This window comes from Kitasatospora humi (assembly GCF_020907985.1).
Taxonomy (GTDB): Bacteria; Actinomycetota; Actinomycetes; order Streptomycetales; family Streptomycetaceae; genus Kitasatospora; species Kitasatospora humi.
Window position 1 is genome coordinate 1 of sequence record NZ_JAJJPA010000076.1, and the last position, 23,903, is coordinate 23,903.

General features: G+C 74.6%; 3 protein-coding genes and 1 pseudogene. All 4 read right to left on the minus strand.

The features are described from left to right. On the minus strand, positions 1-8,160 hold an 8,160-nt coding region (locus LN042_RS34365), incomplete at its 3' end, for a type I polyketide synthase (protein ID WP_443667719.1). A gap of 54 nt (positions 8,161-8,214) precedes the next feature. Then, positions 8,215-11,910 (minus strand): annotated as a pseudogene (locus LN042_RS38265) (type I polyketide synthase); the annotation flags it as partial. 61 nt (positions 11,911-11,971) lie between these two features. Beyond that, on the minus strand, positions 11,972-21,604 hold the full coding sequence (locus LN042_RS34370) for a type I polyketide synthase (RefSeq protein ID WP_230055380.1): 9,633 nt from the start codon (positions 21,602-21,604) through the stop codon (positions 11,972-11,974). 39 nt (positions 21,605-21,643) lie between these two features. Then, positions 21,644-23,903, minus strand: a 2,260-nt coding sequence (locus LN042_RS34375; RefSeq protein ID WP_230055381.1) for an SDR family NAD(P)-dependent oxidoreductase, incomplete at its 5' end; no start/stop codon positions are given.

Genomic DNA, 23,903 nt, shown 5'->3' on the forward strand with positions numbered 1-23,903 from the left:
ACCCACCCGCGCACCCGGCCGCGCCACCCCCGACACCACCGGACCCGAGGAGACCCCAGCAGCCAGACTCTGCAGGCCCGCCATCAACTCCCCACGCTCCGCACCGAGCACGACCGCCCGGTGCTCGAACGCCGACCGCGTCGTCGCCAGCGACCACGCCACATCCACCGGCTCCAACTCCGGCCGCGCCACCACCCACTCGCGCAACCGGCCCGCCTGAGCAACCAGCCCCTCGGCCGACCGCCCCGACACCACCCACGCACCCGCACCCGACACCACCGGCGCCACGGCCGGAGCCTGCACAGCCTCGACATCCTCGACCGCCGGCGCCTCCTCCACGATGACGTGCGCATTGGTGCCGCTGATCCCGAACGCCGACACACCCGCCCGACGCGGACGCTCACCCGCCGGCCACGGCACCGACTCCGCCAGCAACTTGACGTCACCGGCCGTCCAGTCGACGTGCGAGGACGGCACCTCGGCATGCAGGGTGCGCGGCAACTGCTCGTGCTGCAGCGCCAGCACCATCTTGATCACACCGGCCACACCGGCCGCCGCCTGGGTGTGCCCGATGTTGGACTTCACCGACCCCAGCCACAACGGCCCGTGCCCGCGGCGCTCCTGGCCGTAGGTGGCGAGCAGCGCCTGCGCCTCGATCGGGTCGCCCAGCGTCGTGCCCGTCCCGTGCGCCTCGACCACGTCCACATCGGCGGCGGTCAGCCGACCGCTGGCCAGCGCCGCCCGGATCACCCGCTGCTGCGACGGACCGTTGGGCGCCGACAGGCCGTTGGACGCACCGTCCTGGTTGATCGCCGAACCGCGGATCAGGGCAAGCACCTTGTGCCCGTTCCGCTGAGCGTCCGACAGGCGCTCGACCACGAGCACGCCCGCGCCCTCGGCCCAACCGGTCCCGTTCGCGTCCTCGGAGAACGCCCGGCACCGGCCGTCCGCCGCCAGGCCCTGCTGCCGCGAGAACTCGACGAAGGAGAACGGCGTCGCCATCACGGTGACGCCACCGGCCAGCGCCAGCGAGCACTCGCCCGAACGCACGGCCTGGGCGGCCAGGTGCAGCGCGACCAGCGACGAGGAGCAGGCCGTGTCGACCGTCACGGCCGGGCCCTCCAGTCCCAGCACGTAGGACACCCGGCCGGACAGCACGCTCGTCGAGTTACCGGTCATCAGGTGGCCCTCGACGCCCGAGCCGTCCTGGCCCGCCAGCGCCATGCCGATGGCGTAGCCGGACCCGAAGCCGCCCGCGAACACACCGGTCGCGCTGCCGCGCAGGGAGGCCGGGTCGATCCCGGCCCGCTCCAGCGCCTCCCACGAGGTCTCCAGCATCAGCCGCTGCTGCGGGTCCATCGCCAGCGCCTCACGCGGGCTGATCCCGAAGAACCCGGCGTCGAACTCCGCCGCGCCGCGCAGGAACGCGCCCGACTGGGTGGACGAGGTGCCCGAGCTCTCCCCGTCCGGGTCGAAGAACCCGTCCAGGTCCCAACCGCGGTCGGTCGGGAACCCGCCCACCGCGTCACCGCCCGAGGCCAGCAGCTCCCAGAACTCTTCCGGAGTGCCCGCACCGCCCGGGAACCGGCAGGCCATGCCGACGATCGCCAGCGGCTCGTCCACGGCCGGAGCCGCGACCGCGACCGCGGCCACCGGAGCCGCGGCGTCGGACGGCTGCTCCCCGACCAGCTCGCCGCGCAGGAACTCGGCGAGGGCCACCGGGGTGGGGTAGTCGAACACCAGCGTGGCGGGCAGCCGCAGCCTGGTCGCCGCGTTCAGCTGGTTGCGCAGTTCGACGGCGGTCAGCGAGTCGAAGCCCAGGTCCTTGAAGGCCTGCCGCGCCTGCACCATGTCCGCCGAAGGGTGGCCGAGGACGGCCGCGGCCTCGGCCCGCACCAGGTCGGTGAGCACCCGGTCCTGCTCGGCCCGGCCCAACCCGGCCAGGCGGCGCGCCAGTTCGCCGTCACTGCGCATCGGGTCACCGGCGCTCGCCCGTTCGGCGGCCAGCCGGCGGATCTCGGGCATGTCGCGCACCAGCGGCATGTCCAGGACGTCCGCCGTGCCCGGCGCCGAGCCCAGCTGCCGCCAGTCGACGTCCATCACCGTGACGACCGGCTCCGGGCCCTCCAGCGACTCGGCCAGCGCGCGCACGGCGAGCTGCGGGTCCATCGCCGGCATGGGGATCCGGCGCATGCGCGACCGGATCGCCTCGTTGGACTCCGCCAGGCCGCCACCGCCCCACAGCCCCCAGGCCACCGCGAGGCCGGCCAGGCCGCGGCTGCGGCGGTTCTCGGCGAGGGCGTCGAGGAAGGCGTTGGCCGCCGCGTAGTTGCCCTGACCGGGGCCGCCGAGCGTGGACGCGGCCGAGGAGAACAGCACGAACGCGTCCAAGTCCAGCTCGGCGGTCAGCTCGTCCAGGTGCACCGCGCTCGCCGCCTTGGCGGCCAGCACCGTCTCCAGACGGGCCACCGACAGCCGGTCCACCACGCCGTCGTCCAGGACGGCGGCCGTGTGCATCACCGAGGACAGCGCCGGACCGGACTCGCCGATCCAGCCCACCAGCCCGGCCAGCGCCGACCGGTCCGTCACATCACACGACACAACGTCCACCCGCGTGCCCTGCGCGGCCAACTCTGCGGCCGTCGCGGCAATGCCGGCAGCCGCCGGACCGGACCGGCCGGTCAGCACCAGCCGCTCCGCACCACGACCGGCCAGCCACCGCGACACGTGCCCGGCGATCGCACCCGTGCCACCGGTGATCAGCACGGACCCGCGCGGCGCCCAGCTCTCCTCGGAGCCGCGCTGCGGCACCCGCGAGAGCCGCCGTCCGAGGATCCCGGCCGACCGGATCGCGACCTCGTGCTCACCGCAACCGGCCAGCACCGCCACCAACCGCGCACCGGCGCGCTCGTCGACCGTTTCGGGCAGGTCGAGCAGACCGCCCCAGCGCTCCGGGTGCTCCAAGCCGACGACCCGGCCCAGACCCCACACCTGCGCCTGCACCGGGTGGGCCAGCGCCTCACCCGGACCGGCCGCCACCGCGCCGCGCGTCGCCAGCCACAGCGGCGCACCGATCCCGGCATCACCCAGTGCCTGCACCAGGCCCAGGGTCGACGCCAGGCCCTGCGCCACCACCGGGAACTCCGCGACGGGCGCCTCATCGAGCGCCAGCAGCGACAGCACCCCCGACACGCCGGCGGGCTCCACCGCCGCGCCCAGCAGCGCCGCCACCTCGGCCCGGTCCACGGCCCCGGCCGGAACCTCGACCACGACGACCTCGGCCCCCCGCGCGGCCAACGCGGCCACGCACTGCTGCGCCGTCTCGCCCTCGGCCGACCCGGCCGCGACCGCGACCAGCCAAGTGCCGGACAGCACCCGGGAGTCGGGCTCGGCGATGGCCGCCCACTGCACCCGGTACCGCCAGCCCGCCGTCACCGACCGGTCCAGCTCCCGGCGCCGCCAGGACGCCAGCGCGGGCAGCACCTCGTTGAACGGACGCCCCCCGTCCACGGCCAGCGTGTCGGCGAGTTGCGTCAGGTCACCGCCCTCGACGGCCGCCCAGAACCGGGCCTCCGCCTCGGTGCTCGCACCGTCCCCGCCGACGGCCGATCCCGCCGACGTCGGCAGCGCCAGCACGCCCTGCGGCCAGTACCGCTGGTGCCGGAAGGCATAGGTCGGCAACTCGACCCGCTCGCCGGCGGGCAGCACCGCGTGCCAGTCCACGGTGGCGCCCTGCACGAAGGCCTCGGCCAGCGAGGTGACCAGCCGGTCCGTACCGCCCTCGTCACGGCGTAGCGTGCCGCAGACGGCGGCCGCGAGCGCGCCCGGGCCGGCCGCCTGGGCGACCTCCTCGACGGTGTCGTTCATCGCGCCCAGCAGCACCGGGTGCGGGGTGACCTCCACGAAGAGCTGGTAGTTCTGGCTCGCCAAGGTGCGGACCGCGCGGTCGAAGTGGACGGTGGCCCGCAGGCTGGCGTACCAGTACGCGGCGTCCAACTCCTCACCGGTCAGCGTCTCGCCGGTCATCGCGGACACCATCGGCACCCGTCCCTGACGCGGCGTCACATCCGCCAGTACGGAGGTGATCTCCTGCTCCAGGCGCTCGACCTGGGCGGAGTGCGAGGCGTAGTCCACCGCGACCATCCGGGCGCGCACGCCCTCGGCCTCGAACTCGGCCTTCAGCTCCTCCAGCGCGTCCGGCTCACCCGAAACCACCACCGCCGCCGGCCCGTTGACCGCCGCCAAGGCGAGCCGCTCGCCGAACCGGGCGATCCGCTCCTCCACCACGGCAGCCGACCGGCTCACCGACAGCATGCCGCCCAGCCCCGCAAGGACCTTCAGCGACTTCGAGCGCAGCGCCACCACCCGCGCGCCGTCCTCGACGCTGAGCATCCCGGCCACCGTCGCCGCCGCGATCTCCCCCTGCGAGTGGCCGACGACCGCATCCGGCACCACACCGGCGGCCTCCCACACCGCCGCCAAAGACACCATCACCGCCCACAGCGCCGGCTGCACCACATCCGCCGCCTCCAGCGCGGGCGCACCCTCCGCCCCCGCCAGCACATCACCCAACGACCAGTCCACATACGGCGCCAGCGCCGCCTCGCACTCCGCCAGCCGCGCCGCGAACACCGGGCTCACCGCAGCCAACTCCCGGCCCATGCCCAGCCACTGCGACCCCTGGCCCGCGAACGCGAACACCACCCGCGCACCCGGCCGCGCCACCCCCGACACCACCGAACCCGACGGCACCCCAGCCGCCAAACACTGCAGCCCGGACACCAACTCCCCACGCTCACCGCCGACCACCACCGCCCGGTGCTCGAACACCGACCGCGTCGACGCCAACGACCACGCCACATCCACCGGCGCCAACTCCGGCCGCGCCGACACCCAGTCGTACAGCCGACCCGCCTGCGCGGTCAGCCCTTCGGCCGACCGACCCGACACCAACCACGCACCGGCACCCGACACCACCCGCGCCGCGCTCTGTTCCTCGGCGGTCCCGGCGGTCCCGGCGGCCTCGGCGGCCTCGGGGGCACCGCCCTCCGCGTCGTCCAGGCCCGCGGCGTCCGCGGCCTCGACCTCCTCGGCCGGGGCCTCCTCGATGATGACGTGCACATTGGTGCCGCTGATGCCGAACGCCGACACACCGGCCCGGCGCACCCGCTCCCCGGCCGGCCACTGCACCAGCTCGTTCACCAGCTTGATGTCGCCGGCCTCCCAGTCCACGTGCGTGGACGGCACGGCGGCGTACAGCGTCGGCGGCAGCTGCTCGTGCTGCAGCGCCAGCACCATCTTCATCACGCCGGCCACACCGGCGGCCGCCTGCGTGTGCCCGAGGTTGGACTTCACCGACCCCAGCCACAGCGAGCCGCGCTCGCCGCGGTCCTGACCGTACGTCGCCAGCAGCGCCTGCGCCTCGATCGGGTCGCCCAGCGTGGTGCCCGTGCCGTGCGCCTCGACCACGTCCACATCGGCGGTCGACAGCCGGGAGTTGGCCAGCGCGGCGCGGATGACCCGCTGCTGCGACGGACCGTTGGGCGCCGTCAGCCCGTTGGACGCACCGTCCTGGTTGACCGCGGAGCCGCGGATCACCGCGAGCACCGGGTGGCCGTTGCGCCGGGCGTCGGCGAGCCGCTCGACCACGAGCATGCCCGCGCCCTCGGCCATGCCCATGCCGTCGGCGTCGTCGGAGAAGGCCTTGGAGCGCCCGTCCGCCGCCAGGCCGCGGGCGTGGGAGAACGCCAGGAACCCGTCCGGGCTCGCCATGATGGTGGCGCCGCCGGCCAGGGCCAGCGAGCACTCACCGGCGCGCAGGGCCTGGGCGGCCAGGTGCAGCGCCACCAGGGACGAGGAGCAGGCCGTGTCGACCGTCACCGCCGGGCCCTCCAGGCCCAGCGTGTAGGACACCCGGCCCGACAGCACGCTGGCCGCGTTGCCGGTCATCAGGTGCGCCCCGAGGCTCTCCACCTCTTCCTCGTCCGCCATGGTGACGGCCAGGTACGAGGAGCCGTAGCCGCCCACGAAGGCGCCGGTCTGGCTGCCCCGCAGGCTCGCCGGGTCGATCCCGGCCCGCTCCAGCGCCTCCCAGGAGGTCTCCAGCAGCAGCCGCTGCTGCGGGTCCATGGCCAGTGCCTCGCGCGGGCTGATCCCGAAGAAGCCGGCGTCGAAGCCGCTGGCGTCCTGGACGAACCCGCCCACCTGCGTGTAGGAGGTGCCGATGTTGTCCACGTCCGGGTTGTACAGCGCGTCGAGGTCCCAGCCGCGGTCGGTCGGGAAGGTCGACAGCCCGTCCGTGCCGGTGGCCAGCATCTGCCACAGCTCCTCGGGGCCGGTCACGCCGCCCGGGAAGCGGCACGCCATGCCGACGATCGCGATCGGCTCGTCCATGGCCGGGGCCGCCGTCGGCGCCGGGCCGGCGGGCTGCGCGACGTCGGACAGGTCGCCGAGCTGCTCGCGCAGCAGTGCGGCGAGGGCGACCGGGTTGGGGTAGTCGAACACCAGGGTGGCCGGCAGCCGCAGGCCGGTCGCGGGGTTCATCCGGTTGCGGAACTCGACCGCGATCAGCGAGTCGAAGCCCAGGTCGGTGAACGGACGGGTCGCCTCGATCGCGTCGCCCGAGGCGTGTCCGAGCACCGCGGCCGCGTGGGTGCGGACCAGGTCCAGCAGCACCCGGTCGCGCTCCGCGCCCGGCAGCCCGGCCAGCTGCTGCCGCAGCACCTCCGCGGCGCCGGTGCCGGTCGCGCCGGCGGCGGAGGTGACGGCCGCCCGCCGGGGCATGATCTCGTCGGCCAGCACCTGCCAGAGCGCCGGCACGCCGGTGGCGGCCGCCTGCGCCCGCAGGGCGGCCTTGTCCAGCCGGGCCGGCACCAGGATGGCCTCGGCCCGCTCCAGCGCCAAGTCCAGCAGGACCAGGCCCTCGTGCTCGTCGAGTGCGGCGAGGCCCGAGCCGGTCATCCGTCGGAGCATCACCTCGTCGAGGTCACGGCCGATGCCGGCCTCGGGCATCCACGGACCCCAGGCCAGCGCGGTGCCGGCCAGTCCGGCGGCCCGCCGGTGGCCGGCCAGCGCGTCGAGGAAGGCGTTCGCCGCCGCGTAGTTGGCCTGGCCCGCGCCACCGAACGCCGCCGCCACCGAGGAGAACAGCACGAAGTGGTCGAGGTCCAGGTGCTGCGTGAGTTCGTGCAGGTGCCAGGCCGCGTCGACCTTCGGACGCATGACCTCCGCCACCCGCTCCGCACTCAGCGAGTCGACCAGGCCGTCGTCGATGACGCCCGCGGCGTGGAAGACGGATCCCAGCGGGCAGTCGGCCGGGAGGGCGTCCAGCACCCCGGCCAGCGCGTCCCGGTCGGCCACGTCGCACGCGAGCACCCGGACCCAGCCACCCTGGGCGGCCACCTCGGCGGCCAGCGCGGCGACGCCGGCCGCGGCCGGACCCGAGCGGCTGAGCAGCACGGCCCCGCCGGCCCGTCCGGTGGCCACCATGTGTTTGGCGACCACGCCACCGAGCGTTCCGGTACCACCGGTCACGAGCACCGACCGCAGGCCCTCGCCCGGCTGCCGCTCGACGTCGCCCCCGGTCCAGTCGGGGACCACCAGGTCGCCCGACGGACGGGTCAGCCGCCGGCCGTAGCCCTTCCGCTCGCGGACGGCCACCTCCGGCTCGCCGCTGCCCAGCACGGTCGGCAGCGCCGCCACCTCGCCTTCGCCCCCGGCTGCCGGGAGGTCGGCCAGGACGAACCGGCCGGGGTTCTCCAGCTGCGCCGAGCGCAGCAGGCCCCAGACAGCACCGGCCGCCGGGTCCGCCACCCGGTCGTCGGCCAGCACGGCCATGCCGCCACGGGTGACGACCACCAGCTGTGCGGGCTCCAACTCCTGGGCGCCCAGCCACTCCTGTGCGAGCTCCAGCGCCTCGCCGGCGACCTGCCGGGCGGCCACGGGCACGCCGTCGGGGCCTTCGCCGCTCAGGCACGCGAGCACCAGGCGCGGGGCGGTCTCCCCCTCGCCGGTGGCGGCGGCCAGCTCGGCGATGCCGGGGTAGGTGTGCACCGGCACCCCGGCGGCGGCCAGCTGCTCGGCCAGGGCGAAGCGGTCGGCGCCGACCAGCGCCCACGGCCCGTCGAGCACCGCGCCCTGGGCCAGCTGGGCCCATTCCACGGTGAAGAACGCGTCGCGGATCCACTCGTCACCGGCTGCCCGCAGCTGGTCCGGCGAGACCGGACGGGTGATCAGCGAGGCCACCGACACCACGGGCCGGCCCGTGGCGTCCGCCGCCGTCAGCGTCAGGCTGCCCTGGGCGTCGCGGCGCAGCCGGGCCCGCAGGACCGGTGCCCCGGCGGCGTGCAGCTCCACGCCCGTCCAGGCGAACGGCATCCGGATCTGGCCCTGCTCGCTCTCCCCGGACTCCTGCGCGTCGGCCGCCTCGGCCACGACGCCGGCGAGCAGCGCCGCGTCCAGCAGCACCGGGTGCAGCCCGTACGCCCCGGCGTCCCCGGCCTCCTCGGGCAGGGCCACCTCGGCGAAGACGTCCTCGCCGCGGCGCCAGACGGCCCGCAGGCCCTGGAACGCCGGACCGTAGATGTCGGCCAGGTGCACGGTGTACAGGTCGGTGATGTCGAGCGCCTCGGCCCCGCGCGGGGGCCAGACGGTGAGGTCCTCCTCGGCCTGGGCGGCCGCCTGGGCGGGGGCGATCACCGCGCCGGCGTGCTTGACCCAGAGCGGCTCCTCCTCGGGGCGGTCGGGGCGGGAGAACACGTCCACCTGGCGCCGGCCCTCGTCGTCGGCCGGGGCCACGACCACCTGGACCTGGACGCCGGCGCCGTCCGCGGGCAGGACGAGCGGCGCCTGCAGCGTCAGCTCCTCCATCAGCGAGCAGCCCACCTGGTGGCCGGCGCTCATCACCATCTCGACGAAGCCGGTGCCCGGCAGCAGGACCACGCCGCCGACCGCGTGGTCGGCCAGCCAGGGGTGGGTGCGCAGCGACAGTCGTCCGGTGCACACCAGCTCGGCCTCGCCGGCCAGTTCGACCACCGCGCGCAGCAGCGGGTGACTCACGGCGCCCAGGCCCAGCGAGGCCGGGTCCCCGTCGCCGGCCTTGGCCGCGCTGGGCAGCGCCAGCATGCCCTTCGGCCAGTACCGCTCGTGCTGGAAGGCGTAGGTGGGCAGCTCCACCCGCTCCGCGGCGGGCAGGACCTTGGCCCAGTCGACGGCCACGCCGGCCACGAAGGCCTCGGCCAGCGAGGTGAGCAGGCGCGGCGCCCCGCCGTCGTCGCGGCGCAGGGTGCCGCAGACCGCCCCGGGCCGGGCGGCCGGGCCGGCGTCGGCGGCGGCCGCCTCCAGGGTGTCGGTCATCGGCCCGATCAGCACCGGGTGCGGGGAGACCTCGATGAACACCTGGTGGTCCAGGCCGGCCAGGGTCCGCACCGCCCGCTCGAACTGGACGGTGGCCCGCAGGCTGGCGTACCAGTACCCGGCGTCCAGCTCCTCGCCGCTCAGCACCTCGCCGGAGACCGCGGAGACCATCGGTATCCGTCCCGCACGGGGCGTCACGTCGGCCAGCAGGGAGGTGATCTCCTCCTCCAGCCGCTCCACCTGCGCGCAGTGCGAGGCGTAGTCGACCGCGACCATCCGCCGGCGCACACCGTCGGCCTCCAGCTCGTCCTGCAGCTCCCGCAGGGCGGCCGGTTCGCCGGAGACCACGACCACGGAGGGGCCGTTGACGCAGGCCAGGGAGAGCCGGCCGTCCCAGCGGGCCAGCCGCTGCGCCACGCGGGCGGCCGGTTCGGTCACCGACAGCATCCCGCCGATGCCGGTGATCGCCCGCAGCGCGCGGGAGCGCAGCGCGACGACCTTGGCGCCGTCCTCCAGGCTCAGCATGCCCGCGACGGTGGCCGCGGCGATCTCGCCCTGCGAGTGGCCCACGACCGCGTCGGGCGTCACCCCGGCGGCCTCCCACACCGCCGCCAGCGACACCATCACCGCCCACAGCACCGGCTGCACCACATCGGCCGCCTCCAGCGCGGGTGCGCCCTCGGCGCCGGCCAGCACCTCGGCGAGCGACCAGTCCACGTACGGTGCCAGCGCCGCCTCGCACTGCGCCAGCCGAGCCGCGAACACCGCGCTGCAGGAGGCGAGTTCCTGGGCCATGCCGAGCCACTGCGAGCCCTGGCCCGGGAAGACGAAGACCGACCGCGCGCTCGAGTGCGCCACCCCGGAGACGACCGAGGCGTTCCGCAGGCCGCCGGCCAACTGGCCCAGACCGCCCATGAGTTCGGCGCGGTCCGCGCCCAGTACCACGGCCCGGTGCTCGAAGGCCGCGCGGGTGGTCGCCAGCGACCACGCCACCTCGGCCGGCTGCAGCGCCGGTCGTGCGGAGAGCCAGTCGCGCAGGCGGTCCGCCTGGGCGGCCAGACCGTCCGCCGAGCGTCCCGAGACCAGCCACGCCGCGGCGCCCGACACGACCGGGGGCGCGACCTGCGGGGCGCTCTGCTCGGCCGGGGCGTCGGAGTCGGCGGCCGCCGCGGGCTCGACGTCCTCGGCCGGGGCCTCCTCGATGATGACGTGCGCGTTGGTTCCGCTGACGCCGAACGAGGACACGCCGCCGCGGCGCACCCGCTCGCCGACCGGCCAGGGCTTGGCCTCGTTCAGCAGCCGGACGTCCCCGGCCGACCAGTCGATGTGCGACGACGGCTGCTGCGCGTGCAGGGTCTGCGGCATCCGCTGGTTCTGCAGCGCCAGCACCATCTTGATGACACCGGCGACACCGGCCGCGGCCTGGGTGTGGCCGATGTTGGACTTCACCGACCCGAGGTACACCGGACGGTCCTCGGGGCGGCCCTGGCCGTAGGTGGCGATCACCGCCTGGGCCTCGATCGGGTCGCCCAGCGTGGTGCCGGTGCCGTGCGCCTCCACGATGTCCACGTCGGCGGTCGACAGCCGGGCGCTGGCCAGCGCCGCCCGGATCACCCGCTGCTGCGAGGGGCCGTTCGGCGCGGCCAGGCCGTTGGACGCACCGTCCTGGTTGATCGCGGAGCCGCGGAGCACCGCGAGCACCGGGTGCCCGTTGCGGCGCGCGTCGGACAGCCGCTCCAGGACGACCATGCCGGCGCCCTCGGCGATGCCCATGCCGTCGGCCTGCTCCGAGAAGGCCTTGCAGCGCCCGTCGTGGGCCAGGCCGAGCTGCTTGGAGAACTGGGTGAACATGATCGGAATGGCGGTCACCGTGACACCGCCGGCCAGCGCCAGCGAGCACTCCCCCGAACGCACCGCCTGGGCCGCCAGGTGCAGCGCCACCAGGGAGGAGGAGCACGCGGTGTCCACGGTCACCGCGGGGCCCTCCAGACCCAGCGAGTACGACACCCGGCCGGAGATGACGCTGGTCGAGGTCCCGGTCATCAGGTGGACGTCGAGGTCCTCGTCCGTGCCGAAGCCGTAACCGGACAGCGCGGCACCGGCGAACACGCCGGTCAGTGAGCCGCGCAGCGAGGTCGGGTCGATGCCCGCGCGCTCCAGCGCCTCCCAGCACACCTCCAGCAGCACGCGCTGCTGCGGGTCCATCGCCACCGCTTCGCGCGGGCTGACGCCGAAGAATCCCGCGTCGAATCCGCTGGCGTCCGCGATGAATCCGGCCTCGCGCACCTGCGAAATGCCGTCCGGGTCCTCCGCGTAGAGTTCCTCGAGGTCCCAGCCGCGGTCGGTCGGAATTCCCGCGACGCCGTCGCGCCCATTGGCCAGCAGGTTCCAGAAATCCTCCGGAGCCTGGATGCCGCCGGGGTAGCGGCAGCCGATGCCGACGATCGCAATCGGCTCGTGGCTGCGCTCCTCCACCTCACGCAGGCGCTGACGCGTGTTGTAGAGGTCGGTGGTCACCCATTTGAGGTAGTCGCGGAGAGTCTCTTCGTTCGCCATCGGATCTCACCATTCCAGTTCTTGAAACGCAAGCCTGCTATCCGCAAGCACGGACAACCACTTACCTGCCGAGTTCCTTGTGGATGAACTCGAATATCTCGTCGTCCGTAGCGGACCCGATCTTCTCCGCGACCGCCTGGGTTCCCGTCGGGGCGCCGGCCTCCAGCCACTGGGAAAGGAGCCCCTGCAGGCGATCGGTGATCATTTGATGCGTCTTCTCGTCCGGCGCCGCCTCGGTCAGCAGCGATCCGAGCCGGTCGACCTCCTCCACCAGGGACACCGGGCCGGAGCCGTCCTGGAACACCTCGTCCCAGAGGTACTCGGCCAGCACCAGCGGCGTGGGGCAGTCGAACAGCAGCGTGGCCGGCAGTTGCAGGCCGGTGGCGTTGCCTAGCCGGTTGCGCAGTTCGACCGAGGTCAGCGAGTCGAAGCCCAGGTCACTGAAGGCGCGGGTGGCCTCGACGGCCCCGGCCGACGCGTAGTCGAGCACGGCGGCGGCCTGCGCCTGGACCAGCTTGACCAGCGTCCGCACCTGCTCGGCCCGTGACAGGCCCGCCAGTTGCTGCTTCAGGGACGCGCCCGCGTCCCCGTCGACCGGCGCGTCGGACCCCTCGGCGGCCAGCGCCGCGACGACCTCGGGGAGGCCTTCGAGCAGCGGGCTGGGCCGGCGCAGCGTGAACGGCGGGGCGAACCGCGCCCAGTCGACGTCCGCGATCGTGACCGATCCCTCGCGCCCGTCCAGGATCTGGGCCAGCGCCTGGACGGCGTGGTCCTCGTCCATGACCATCAGGCCGCCCCGCGCCATCCGGGCGCCGGTGTCGGCGTCGGTCATGCCGCCGCCGCCCCACGGCCCCCAGGCCACCGAGGTGGCGGGCAGGCCCTGCGCCCGGCGCTGCTCGGCCAGGCCGTCCAGGAAGGTGTTCGCCGCGGCGTAGGCGGGCTGGACGCTGCTGCCCCAGGTCGCCGAGATCGACGAGAAGAGCACGAACGCGTCCAGGTCCAGGCCCCTGGTCAGCTCGTCCAGGTGCGCGGCGCCGGCGGCCTTGGCGGCCAGCACCGCGGCCGTCTCGGCCAGGTCGGTGTCCTGCACCGCGGTGGCCTGCCCGATGCCGGCGGTGTGCATCACCGTCGACAGCGCCGGGCCGGTGGTGGCGATCCGCTGCAGCAGGCCGGCCAGCGCCTCCCGGTCGGCGGCGTCGCACGCGACGACGTCCACCCGGCTGCCCCGGGCCGCCAGGTCGGCGACCCTCGCGGCGAGACCGGCGGCGGCCGCGCCGGACCGGCTGGTCAGCACCAGGCGCCGGGCACCGCGACCGGCCAGCCAGCCGGCCACGTGCCCGCCGATCGCACCGGTCCCACCGGTGACCAGGACGGTGCCACCGGGCGTCCACTGCTGCTCCGCCGGGCGGGAGTGCGGAGCCCGGACCAGCCGCCGGGCCAGGATCCCGGCCGGACGGACCGCCACCTGGTCCTCGCCGCAGCCGGCCAGCACCGCGGCCAGCCGGCCGGCACTCTGCTCGTCGACCGTCCCGGGCAGGTCGATCAACCCGCCCCAGCGGTCCGGGTGTTCAAGCGCCACCACGCGGCCCAGACCCCACACCTGGGTCTGCGCCGGGCTGGCCGGCCCCTCGCCCGGCCCGCCGGCCACCGCGCCGGAGGTGACCACCCACAGCGGCGCCGCCACCTCTGCGGCGCCCAGTGCCTGCACCAGGGTCAGCGTCGCGGCGAGGCCGCGGGGAACCACCGGGTGCTCGGGCTCGGAGGCCCCGTCCAGGGCCAGCAGGGACACCACGCCGGCGAACCCGGATTCCGGCAGCACCGCACGGATCCGCTCCGCCGTCCGTTCCCGGTCGCCCGCGGCCGCGGTCTCCAGGACGACGAGCTCGGCACCGCGGGCGGTCAGCGCCGCCGCGCACTGCCGAACGAGGTCGGCGTCGGCCCCGGCGGCGGGGAGCACGACCAGCCACTGCCCGGACAGCCGGCCGGGGGCCGGGTCCGCGACGGGCGCCCAGGTGATCCGGTAGCGCCAGTTCTCCGTTACCGAGCGGTCCTGCTCCCGGCGCCGCCAGGACGCCAACGCGGGCAGCACGGCACTGAGTTGCTTCTGGTCCTCGATCGCGAGCGTGTCCGCGAGCCGGGCCAGGTCGCCGCCCTCGACGGCGGCCCAGAACCGGGCCTCGGCGGCCGTGCTCGCACCGTCGCCGCCCACCGGGGACGCCGTCGCGGCGGCCTGCAGCCAGTAGTGCTGGTGCTGGAAGGCGTAGGTCGGCAGCTCCACCTGGTCGGCGGCGGGCAGCACGGTCTTCCAGTCCACCGGCAGACCACCGACGTAGGCCTGTGCCAGAGCGGTCACCAGGCGCGTGGCACCCGCGTTGTCGCGCTCCAGCGTGCCCACGCTCAGCACGTCGGTGCCGGCGTCCTCGGCGGTCTCGGTGACGGCGGCGGTCAGCACCGGATGCGTGGACACCTCGACGAACGCGCCGTAGCCGGCACCCAGGAGCGTGCGCACGGCCTCCTCGAAACGAACCATCCGCCGCAAGTTCGCATACCAGTAACCGGCATCCACCTCACCGCCGGACAACCACTCACCGGTCACCGTGGAGATCATCGGCACCCGGCCCGCCCGCGGCGCGATCCCGGCCAACTCCTCGGCCAGCAGCGCCTCCAACGGCTCCACCGCCGGCGAGTGCGCCACGAAGTCCGTCGCCGGAATCCGCCAGCGCAGCACCTTGCGCGCCGCCAACTCCCGCTCGAACTCCGACAACGCCTCCGGCTCCCCCGAAACCACCACCGCCGCAGGCCCGTTGACCGCGGCCACCGACAGCCGCTCACCCCAACCCTCGACGATCTCCCGCACGGCCGGCGACGGCATCACCACCGACACCATCGAACCCTGGATGGACAAGCCCGACAGCGCCCTGGCCCGGACCGCCACCACCCGGGCGGCGTCCTCCAGGGAGAGCATCCCCGCCACCGTGGCCGCCGCGATCTCACCCTGCGAGTGACCGACGACCGCATCCGGCACCACACCCGCGGCCTCCCACACCGCCGCCAAGGACACCATCAGCGCCCACAGCACCGGCTGCACCACATCCGCCGAATCCAGCCCAGGAGCCCCCGGCACACCGGCGATCACCTCCCCCAGCGACCACGGCACATGCGGCGCCAACGCCCGCTCACACTCCGCCAGCCGCGCCGCGAACACCGGACTCGACCGCACCAACTCCCGGCCCATACCGACCCACTGCGCACCCTGACCCGCGAACACGAACGCCGTCCGGCTCCCGGTACGGGCCATGCCCGACACCACGGAACCGGCCGAAGCGCCGGCCGCCAGGCCCTCCAGCCCGGACACCAGCTGCTCGCGCTCGCCACCGACCACCACGGCCCGGTGCTCGAACACCGACCGCGTCGCGGCCAACGACCACGCCACATCCCCCGGCGCCAACTCCGGCCGCGCCACGACCCAGTCCCGCAACCGGCCCGCCTGCGCCGCCAGTCCCTGAGCCGACCGACCCGACACCAGCCACGCGGCCGGCGCGCCCTCGACCACCGCGGCCGACTTCACCTGGGCCTCGTCGACCGGCTCGTCCAGGCCCTCCGCCGCTGCGGGGTCCTCGGCCGGGGCCTCCTCCAGGATGAGGTGCGCATTGGTGCCGCTCATCCCGAACGACGAGATGCCGGCCCGCCGCACCCGGTTCTCGGCCGACCACGGCACCGCCTCGGTCAGCAGCTCCACCTCGCCGGCCGACCAGTCGATGTGCGGCGAGCGTTCGGCGGCGTGCAGCGTCGCCGGCAGCTCCCGGTGCTGCAGCGCCATCACCATCTTGATCACGCCGGCCACACCGGCGGCCGCCTGGGTGTGCCCGATATTCGACTTCACCGAGCCCAGCCACAACGGCCCGTTGCCGCCGCGCTCCTGGCCGTAGGTGGCCAGCAGCGCCTGCGCCTCGATCGGGTCACCGAGCGGGGTGCCCGTCCCGTGCGCCTCCACGACGTCGACCTCGTCGGCACGGACCCCGGCGTTGGCCAGGGCCGCCCGGATCACCCGCTGCTGCGACGGACCGTTCGGCGCGGTCAGACCGTTGGACGCACCGTCCTGGTTGGTCGCGCTGCCACGGATCACCGCGAGCACCCGGTGCCCGTTGCGCCGGGCGTCCGAGAGGCGCTCGACGACGAGCATGCCCGCGCCCTCGCCCAGGCCCATGCCGTCGGCCGCCGCCGAGAACGGCTTGCAGCGTCCGTCCGGCGCCAGCCCCATCTGCCGGCTGAACTGGTCGAACAGCAGCGGGTTGGCCGCCACCATGACGCCGCCCGCCAGGGCCAGCGTGCACTCGCCGGAGCGCACCGCTTGGCAGGCCAGGTGCAGCGCCACCAGCGACGAGGAGCAGGCCGTGTCGACCGTCACGGCCGGGCCCTCCAGGCCCAGCACGTACGACACCCGGCCGGACACCACGCTGGTCGAGATCCCGGTGACGAGGTGCCCGTCCAACTCGCCCTGCAGGCCGGAGCTCCAGCCGTAGCCCGAGGCGGAAGCGCCCGCGAACACGCCGGTCGCCGAACCGCGCAGCTCGGCGGGGTCGAGACCGGCCCGCTCCAGCGCCTCCCAGGCCACTTCGAGCAGCAGCCGCTGCTGCGGGTCCATGGCGACCGCCTCGCGCGGGCTGATCCCGAAGAACCCCGCGTCGAAGCCGGTCGCGTCGTAGACGAAGCCGCCCGCCCGGACGGGGCCGCCCTCGGCGGCGTCGCCGTGGCCCTCGATGACCCAGCCGCGGTCCTCCGGCAGCACGGAGATGGCGTCGGTGCCGGCGGTCACCAAGTCCCACAGCGCCTCGGGGCCGGTCACACCGCCCGGGTAGCGGCACGCCATGCCGACGATCGCCAGCGGCTCGTCACTCGCCGCCGCCACGACCGGGGCGGTCTGCGCGCCGTCGGGCAGGCCCGCCAACTGCGCCAGCAGGAACTCGGCGGCGGCGGTGGGCGTGGGAGCGTCGAACATCAGGGTCGCGGGCAGCTGCAGGCCGGTGGCGGCACTGAGCCGGTTGCGCAGCTCGACCGAGGTCAGCGAGTCGAAGCCCAGGTCGCTGAAGGCCCGGGTGGCCTCGACGGCCTCGGGCGACGCGTAGTCCAGCACCGCGGCCGCCTGGGTCTGGACCAGGTTGACCAGCATGCGGTTCTGCTCGATGCGCGACAGGCCCGCCAGGCGCTGCTTCCAGGACGCGCTCGCGTCCGAGCCGCCGGCCGGGTCGCCCCCGGCCGCGGCAGGCAGGTCGCCGGCCAGGGCCTGCCGGACCTCGGGCAGGCTCTCGATCAGCGGGCTGGGCCGGCGCAGCGTGAACGGCTGGGCGAACCGCGCCCAGTCGATGTCGGCGACCGTCAGCTGCTCCTCGCCGCCGTCCAGGATCTGGGCCAGCGCCTGGATGGCCTGGTCCTTGTCCATGACGATCAGCCCGCGGCGGGTGCCCTGAGCGGCGCCCGCCTCGTCGGTCATGCCGCCGCCGCCCCACGAGCCCCAGGCCACGGAGGTCGCGGTCCGGCCCTGGGCGCGGCGGTACTCGGCCAGGCCGTCCAGGAAGGTGTTGGCCGCGGCGTAGGCGGGCTGGAGACCGCTGCCCCAGGTCGCCGCGATCGACGAGAAGAGGACGAACGCGTCCAGGTCCAGGTCGGCGGTCAACTCGTCCAGGTGCACGGCGCCGGCGGCCTTGGCGGCCAGCACCGCGGCCGTCTCGGCCAGGTCGGTCTCGCGCACGGTGGTGTGCTGGACGACACCGGCGGTGTGGAACACCGCGGACAGTGCGGGGCCGTCCTGCGCCATCCAGTCGAGCACTCCGGCCAGGTCGGACCGGTCGGCCGCGTCGCACGCGACGACGTCCACCCGGCTGCCCCGGGCCGCCAGTTCGGCGACCTTCGCGGCGAGACCGGCGGCGGCCGCGCCGGACCGGCTGGTCAGCACGAGCCGCTGAGCGCCACGGCCGGCCAGCCAGCCGGCCACGTGCCCGCCGATCGCACCGGTCCCACCGGTGATCAGGACGCTGCCGCGCGGCACGAACTGCCCGGCGTGGTCGCGGGGTTGCCCGGCCCTGGTGAGCCGGCGGCCGAAGACCGCGGCCGGACGGATCGCGACCTGGTCCTCACCGCAGCCGGCCAGCACCGCGCACAGCCGGGCCGCGGTCAGCTCGTCGAACTCGGCCGGCAGGTCGATCAACCCGCCCCAGCGGTCCGGGTGTTCGAGGCCGACGACCCGGCCGAAGCCCCAACTGTGGGTCTGCAGCGGGCTGGTCGGCGCCTCGCCCGGCGTTGCCGCGACGGCGCCGCGGGTGAGCACCCACAGCGGCGCGGCGATGTCCGAGTCGCCGAGGGCCTGCACCACGGCGAGTGTGGTGGCGAAACCCCGGGGCACCGCCGGGTGTTCCGGCACCGGCGTCTCGTCCAGGGCGAGCAGCGACACGATGCCGGCCGGCGCCTCGCCGTCCTGCAGGGCCTTGCCGATGACGGCAGCCGCGTCGCTCCGGTCCACGACACCGGCGGGCAGCTCGGCGACCGTGACGACCGCGCCACGGGCGGCCATTGCCCGGACGCAGGAGTGCGTCAGCTCGGCGTCGGCCTGGTCGGCGAGCACCAGCCAGTGGCCGCTGAGCGCGGCGGAGTCCGGGTCCGCGACCGGGGTCCAGGTCACGCGGTAGCGCCAGCCCTCCGTCACCGAGCGGTCCCGCTCACGGTGACGCCAGCCCGCCAGCGCGGGCAGCACCTCACCCAGCGAACGCTGGTCGTCGAGCTCCAGGACCTCGGCGATGTGGGCCAGGTCGCCGCCCTCGACGGCAGCCCAGAACCGGGCCTCCGCCTCGGTACTCGCACCGTCACCACCCACCGGGGACGCCGCCGCGGCCGAGGGCTCCAACCAGAACCGCTGACGCTGGAACGCATACGTCGGCAGTTCCACCTGGTCGGCGGCGGGCAGCACGGCCTTCCAGTCCACCGGCAGACCACCGACATGAGCCTGCGCGAACGCCGTCACCAGACGCGCGGCACCCGCGTTGTCACGCTCCACCGTGCCCACGCTCAACACATCGGCGACACCCGCATCCTCAGCCGTCTCCGCGACAGCGGCGGTCAGCACCGGATGCGTCGACACCTCCACGAACGCGCCATAACCGGCACCCAGAAGCGTGCGCACGGCCTCCTCGAAACGAACCATCCGCCGCAAGTTCGCATACCAGTAACCGGCATCCACCTCACCACCGGACAACCACTCACCCGTCACCGTGGAAATCATCGGCACCCGGCCCACCCGCGGCGCGATCCCGGCCAACTCCTCAACCAGCACCGCCTCCAACGGCTCCACCGCCGCCGAGTGCGCCACGAAATCCGTCGCCGGAATCCGCCACCGCAACACCTTGCGCGCCGCCAACTCCCGCTCGAACTCCGACAACGCCTCCGGCTCACCCGAAACCACCACCGCCGCAGGCCCGTTCACCGCCGCCACCGACAGCCGATCACCCCAACCCTCGACGATCTCCCGCACCGCCGGCGACGGCATCACCACCGACACCATCGAACCCTGGATGGACAGGCCCGACAGCGCCCGAGCCCGAACCGCCACCACCCGGGCGGCATCCTCCAGGGACAGCATCCCCGCCACCGTGGCCGCCGCGATCTCCCCCTGCGAATGACCGACGACCGCATCCGGCACCACACCCGCGGCCTCCCACACCGCCGCCAAAGACACCATCAGCGCCCACAGCACCGGCTGCACCACATCCGCCGAATCCAGCCCAGGAGCCCCCGCCACACCGGCGATCACCTCCCCCAGCGACCACGGCACATGCGGCGCCAACGCCCGCTCACACTCCGCCAACCGCGCCGCGAACACCGGACTCGACCGCACCAACTCCCGGCCCATACCGACCCACTGCGCACCCTGACCCGCGAACACGAACGCCGTCCGCCCACCAGAACGCGCAACCCCCGACACCACCGCACCCGAACCCGACCCGTCAACCACACCACCCAACCCCGACAGCAGCGCCTCACGGTCACCACCGACCACCACGGCCCGGTGCTCGAACACCGACCGCGTCGCCGCCAACGACCACGCCACATCCCCCGACGCCAACTCCGGCCGCGCCACCACCCACTCCCGCAACCGGCCCGCCTGCGCCACCAACCCCTCAGCCGAACGCGCCGACACCAACCACGCCGCCGGCGCCCCCTCCACCACCACGGGAGCAACGGCAGCCGCCCCGACCTCAGCGGCGGCCACGGCCTCGCCCGCTTCCCCGTCCGCACCCTCACCGGCAGGCCCGTCCACCCCCGCGGCCTCGCCGTCCCCGCTCGGAGCCTCCTCCAGAATGATGTGGACGTTGGTGCCGCTCATCCCGAACCCGGAGACGCCTGCCCGGCGCACGTGCTCGCCGCTGGGCCACGCGACCGGCTCGGCCAGCAGCCGCACCTCGCCCGCCGACCAGTCCACCTCCGGCGTCGGCTCCTCGACGTGGAGCGTGGCGGGCAGCTGCTCGTGCTGCAGCGCCAGCACCATCTTGATGATCCCGGCCATGCCCGCGGCCTGCTGGGTGTGGCCGATGTTCGACTTCACCGAGCCCAGCCACAGCGGCCGGTCCTCCGGGCGGTTCTGGCCGTAGGTGGCGAGCAGCGCCTGCGCCTCGATCGGGTCCCCGAGCGGGGTTCCCGTCCCGTGCGCCTCCACCACGTCCACATCGGCCGTCGACAGCTTCGCGCTGGCCAGTGCCGCGCGGATCACCCGCTGCTGCGACGGGCCGTTCGGGGCGGTCAGACCGTTGGACGCACCGTCCTGGTTGATCGCCGAGCCGCGCACGACCGCCAGCACCGGGTGGCCGTTGCGCCGCGCGTCCGACAGGCGCTCCACCACCACGACGCCGGCGCCCTCGGCGACGCCCATGCCGTCCGCGCCGGCCCCGAATGTCTTGCACCGCCCGTCGGGCGACAGCCCGAGCGACTTGCTGAAGTCGGTGAACAGCACCGGGGTGGCCGCCACGAACGCTCCACCGACCAGCGCCATCGAGCACTCGCCGGAGCGCAGCGCCTGGGCGGCCAGGTGCAGCGAGACCAGCGACGACGAGCAGGCCGTGTCGATGGTGACGGCCGGGCCCTCCAGGCCCAGCGTGTAGGACACCCGGCCGGACAGGATGCTCGTGGCGTTGCCGGTCATCACATGACCGTCGAGCTCGCCCTGCTTGCCGGTGATCCAGCCGTACCCGGACGCGGACGCGCCCGCGAACACGCCGGTCGCGGAACCCCGCAGCGACACCGGGTCGATCCCGGCCCGCTCCAGGGCCTCCCAGGCCACCTCCAGCAGCAGCCGCTGCTGCGGGTCCATCGACAGGGCCTCGCGCGGGCTGATCCCGAAGAAGCCGGCGTCGAACTGGGTGGCGTCGTAGATGAAATTGCCCGCCTGCACCTCCGCGGCACCGGGGTCGTCGGCGTCACCGAAGGCCCACCCGCGGTCCTGCGGCAGCCCGGCCACCGATTCCCGCCGGGCGTCCAGCAGTTCCCACAGGGCCTCGGGGCTGCGCACGCCCCCGGGGAACCGGCAGCTCATGCCGACGATGGCAATGGGCTCACCGCTGGCCGTCTCCAGTTCCTGCAGACGCTGCCGGGTCTCGTGCAGATTAGCGGTCACCCGCTTGAGGAAGTAGCGGAGCTTCTCTTCGCTCACTTGCGTCACCTCGTCGAAGAAGTCGCGGCGTTGGCCGTGTCAGTGGATTCCGAGTTCCTTGCCGATGAAATCGAAGACTTCGTCGTCGGTTGACGATTCGAGCTTCTCCGCAACTCCGGTCTCGGCGTTCTGTGCCCGAGCCTCCTTCCACTTGGAAAGGACGACTTCGAGGCGGTTGGTGATCAGGGCGGATTCGTCGTCGCCGGCGATCGCGGCGAGCATGCCCTCCAGCTTGTCCAGTTCGGCCAGCACGGGCTGGGCCGGACTGGTCTCCTCGGTCAGGCTGGCCCGCAGGTGGTCGGCGAGCGCGGCCGAGGTGGGGTAGTCGAACAGGAGCGTGCTGGGCAGGCGCAGTCCGGTGGCCGCGCCCAGCCGGTCCCGCAGTTCGACGGCGGTCAGCGAGTCGGCTCCGAGGTCGTTGAAGGCCCGGTCGGCCTCGACGGACTCGACGCTCGCGTGCCCCAGGACGGCGGCGGCCTCGGTCCGGACCAGGTCGGTCAGCAACCGGTCCTGCTCCACCCGGGACAGGCCCGCCAGTTGCCGCGCCAGCGCGCTCCCGGCCGACGAGTCGACCGAGCCGGTGTCGTCGCCCTTCGCGGTCAGGGCCTCGATGACCTCGGGCAGGCTCTCGATCAGCGGGCTGGGCCGACGCAGGGTGAACGGCGGGGCGAACCGCGCCCAGTCCACGTCCACCACCGTGAGCAGCCGGTCCCGGCCGTCGAGCGCTTGGGCCAGGGCCTGGATCGCCTGGTCCGGGTCGATCAGGCGCAGACCGCGGCGGGTCATGGCGGCCGCGCCCTCCGCGTCGGTCATCCCGCCGCCGGCCCACGGGCCCCACGCCACCGAGGTGGCGGCCAGGCCGCGGGCGAGGCGGTTCTCCGCCAGGGCGTCCAGGTAGGAGTTCGCCGCCGCGTAGCCGGCCTGGAGGCCGCTGCCCCAGGTCGCCGCGATGGAGGAGAACAGGACGAACGCGTCCAGGTCCAGGTCGGCGGTCAGCCGGTCGAGACTGGCGGCGCCCGCGGCCTTGGCGGCCAGCACGGCAGCCGTCTCCGCCACCGAGACGTCGTCCAGTGCGGTGGCCTGTGCGAGACCGGCGGCGTGCATGACCGCGGTGAGCGGCGGCCCGCCCGCGGCGATCCTGGCGATGACTCCCGCCAGCGCGGCGTCCTCGGCGGCGTCGCAGGCGAACACCTCCACCTGGGCCCCGGCCGTCGCCAGCTCGGCCGCCAGGGCGGCGGCCCCTGCCGCGCCCGCCCCGGACCGGCTCGTCAGCACGAGCCGCTTGGTGCCGCGGCCGGCCAGCCAGCGTGCGACGTGGCCGCCGATCGCACCGGTTCCACCGGTGATCAGGACGCTGCCGCGCGGCACGAACTGCCCGGCGTGGTCGCGGGGTTGCCCGGCCCTGGTGAGCCGGCGGCCGAAGATCCCGGCCGGACGGATCGCGACCTGGTCCTCGCCGCACTCGGCCAGCACCGCGCAGAGCCGCTCCGCGGCCTGCTCGTCGAAGTCGACGGGCAGGTCGATCAGACCGCCGCCGTGGTCCGGGTGCTCCAGGGTGGCGACCCGGCCCAGACCCCAGGTCTGCGCCTGCACCGGGCTGGTGAGTGCCTCGTCCGCCGTGGTGGCCACCGCACCGCGGGTCAGCGCCCACATCGGTGCGTGGACCCCTTCGGCGATCAGGGCCTGGATCAGCGTCTGGGTCCCGGCGAGGCCGTTCGCCAGCACCGGGTGCTCCGGCAGTGGCGTCTCGTCCAGGGCCAGCAGCGACACGACGCCGGTGACGCCGTCCTCGGGAAGCGTCGCGGCGATCTGCGCGGCCATCCGCCGCTGGTCGGCGGTCTCGGTGGTCGCCAGCGTCACGACGTCGGCGCCGCGCCCGGTCAGCGCCCGCACGCAGGCCTTCCACAGGTCGTCCTCGGCCTGCTCGGGCGTGCCCACCAGCAGCCAGTGCCCGGCCAGCACCGCCGGGGCGGGGTCGGCCACCGGCGCCCAGCCCACCTGGTAGCGCCAGTTCGCGGTCGCCGAACGGTCCTGCTCGCGGCGCCGCCAGGCCGCCAGGGCCGGCAGCACCTCGCCGAGGTGCCGCTGGTCCTCCAGCGCCAGGGTGTCGCCGAGCCCGGCCAGGTCTCCGCTGTCGACGGCTTCCCAGAACCGGGCCTCGGCGGCCGTGCTCATGCCGTCCCGTGCGGCGTTCGGCGGTGTCTGCACGCCCTTGGGCCAGTACAGCTCGTGGCGGAAGGCGTAGGTGGGCAGTTCGACCGGTGTGCCGGTCGGCAGCACCGAACTCCACTCAACCGCC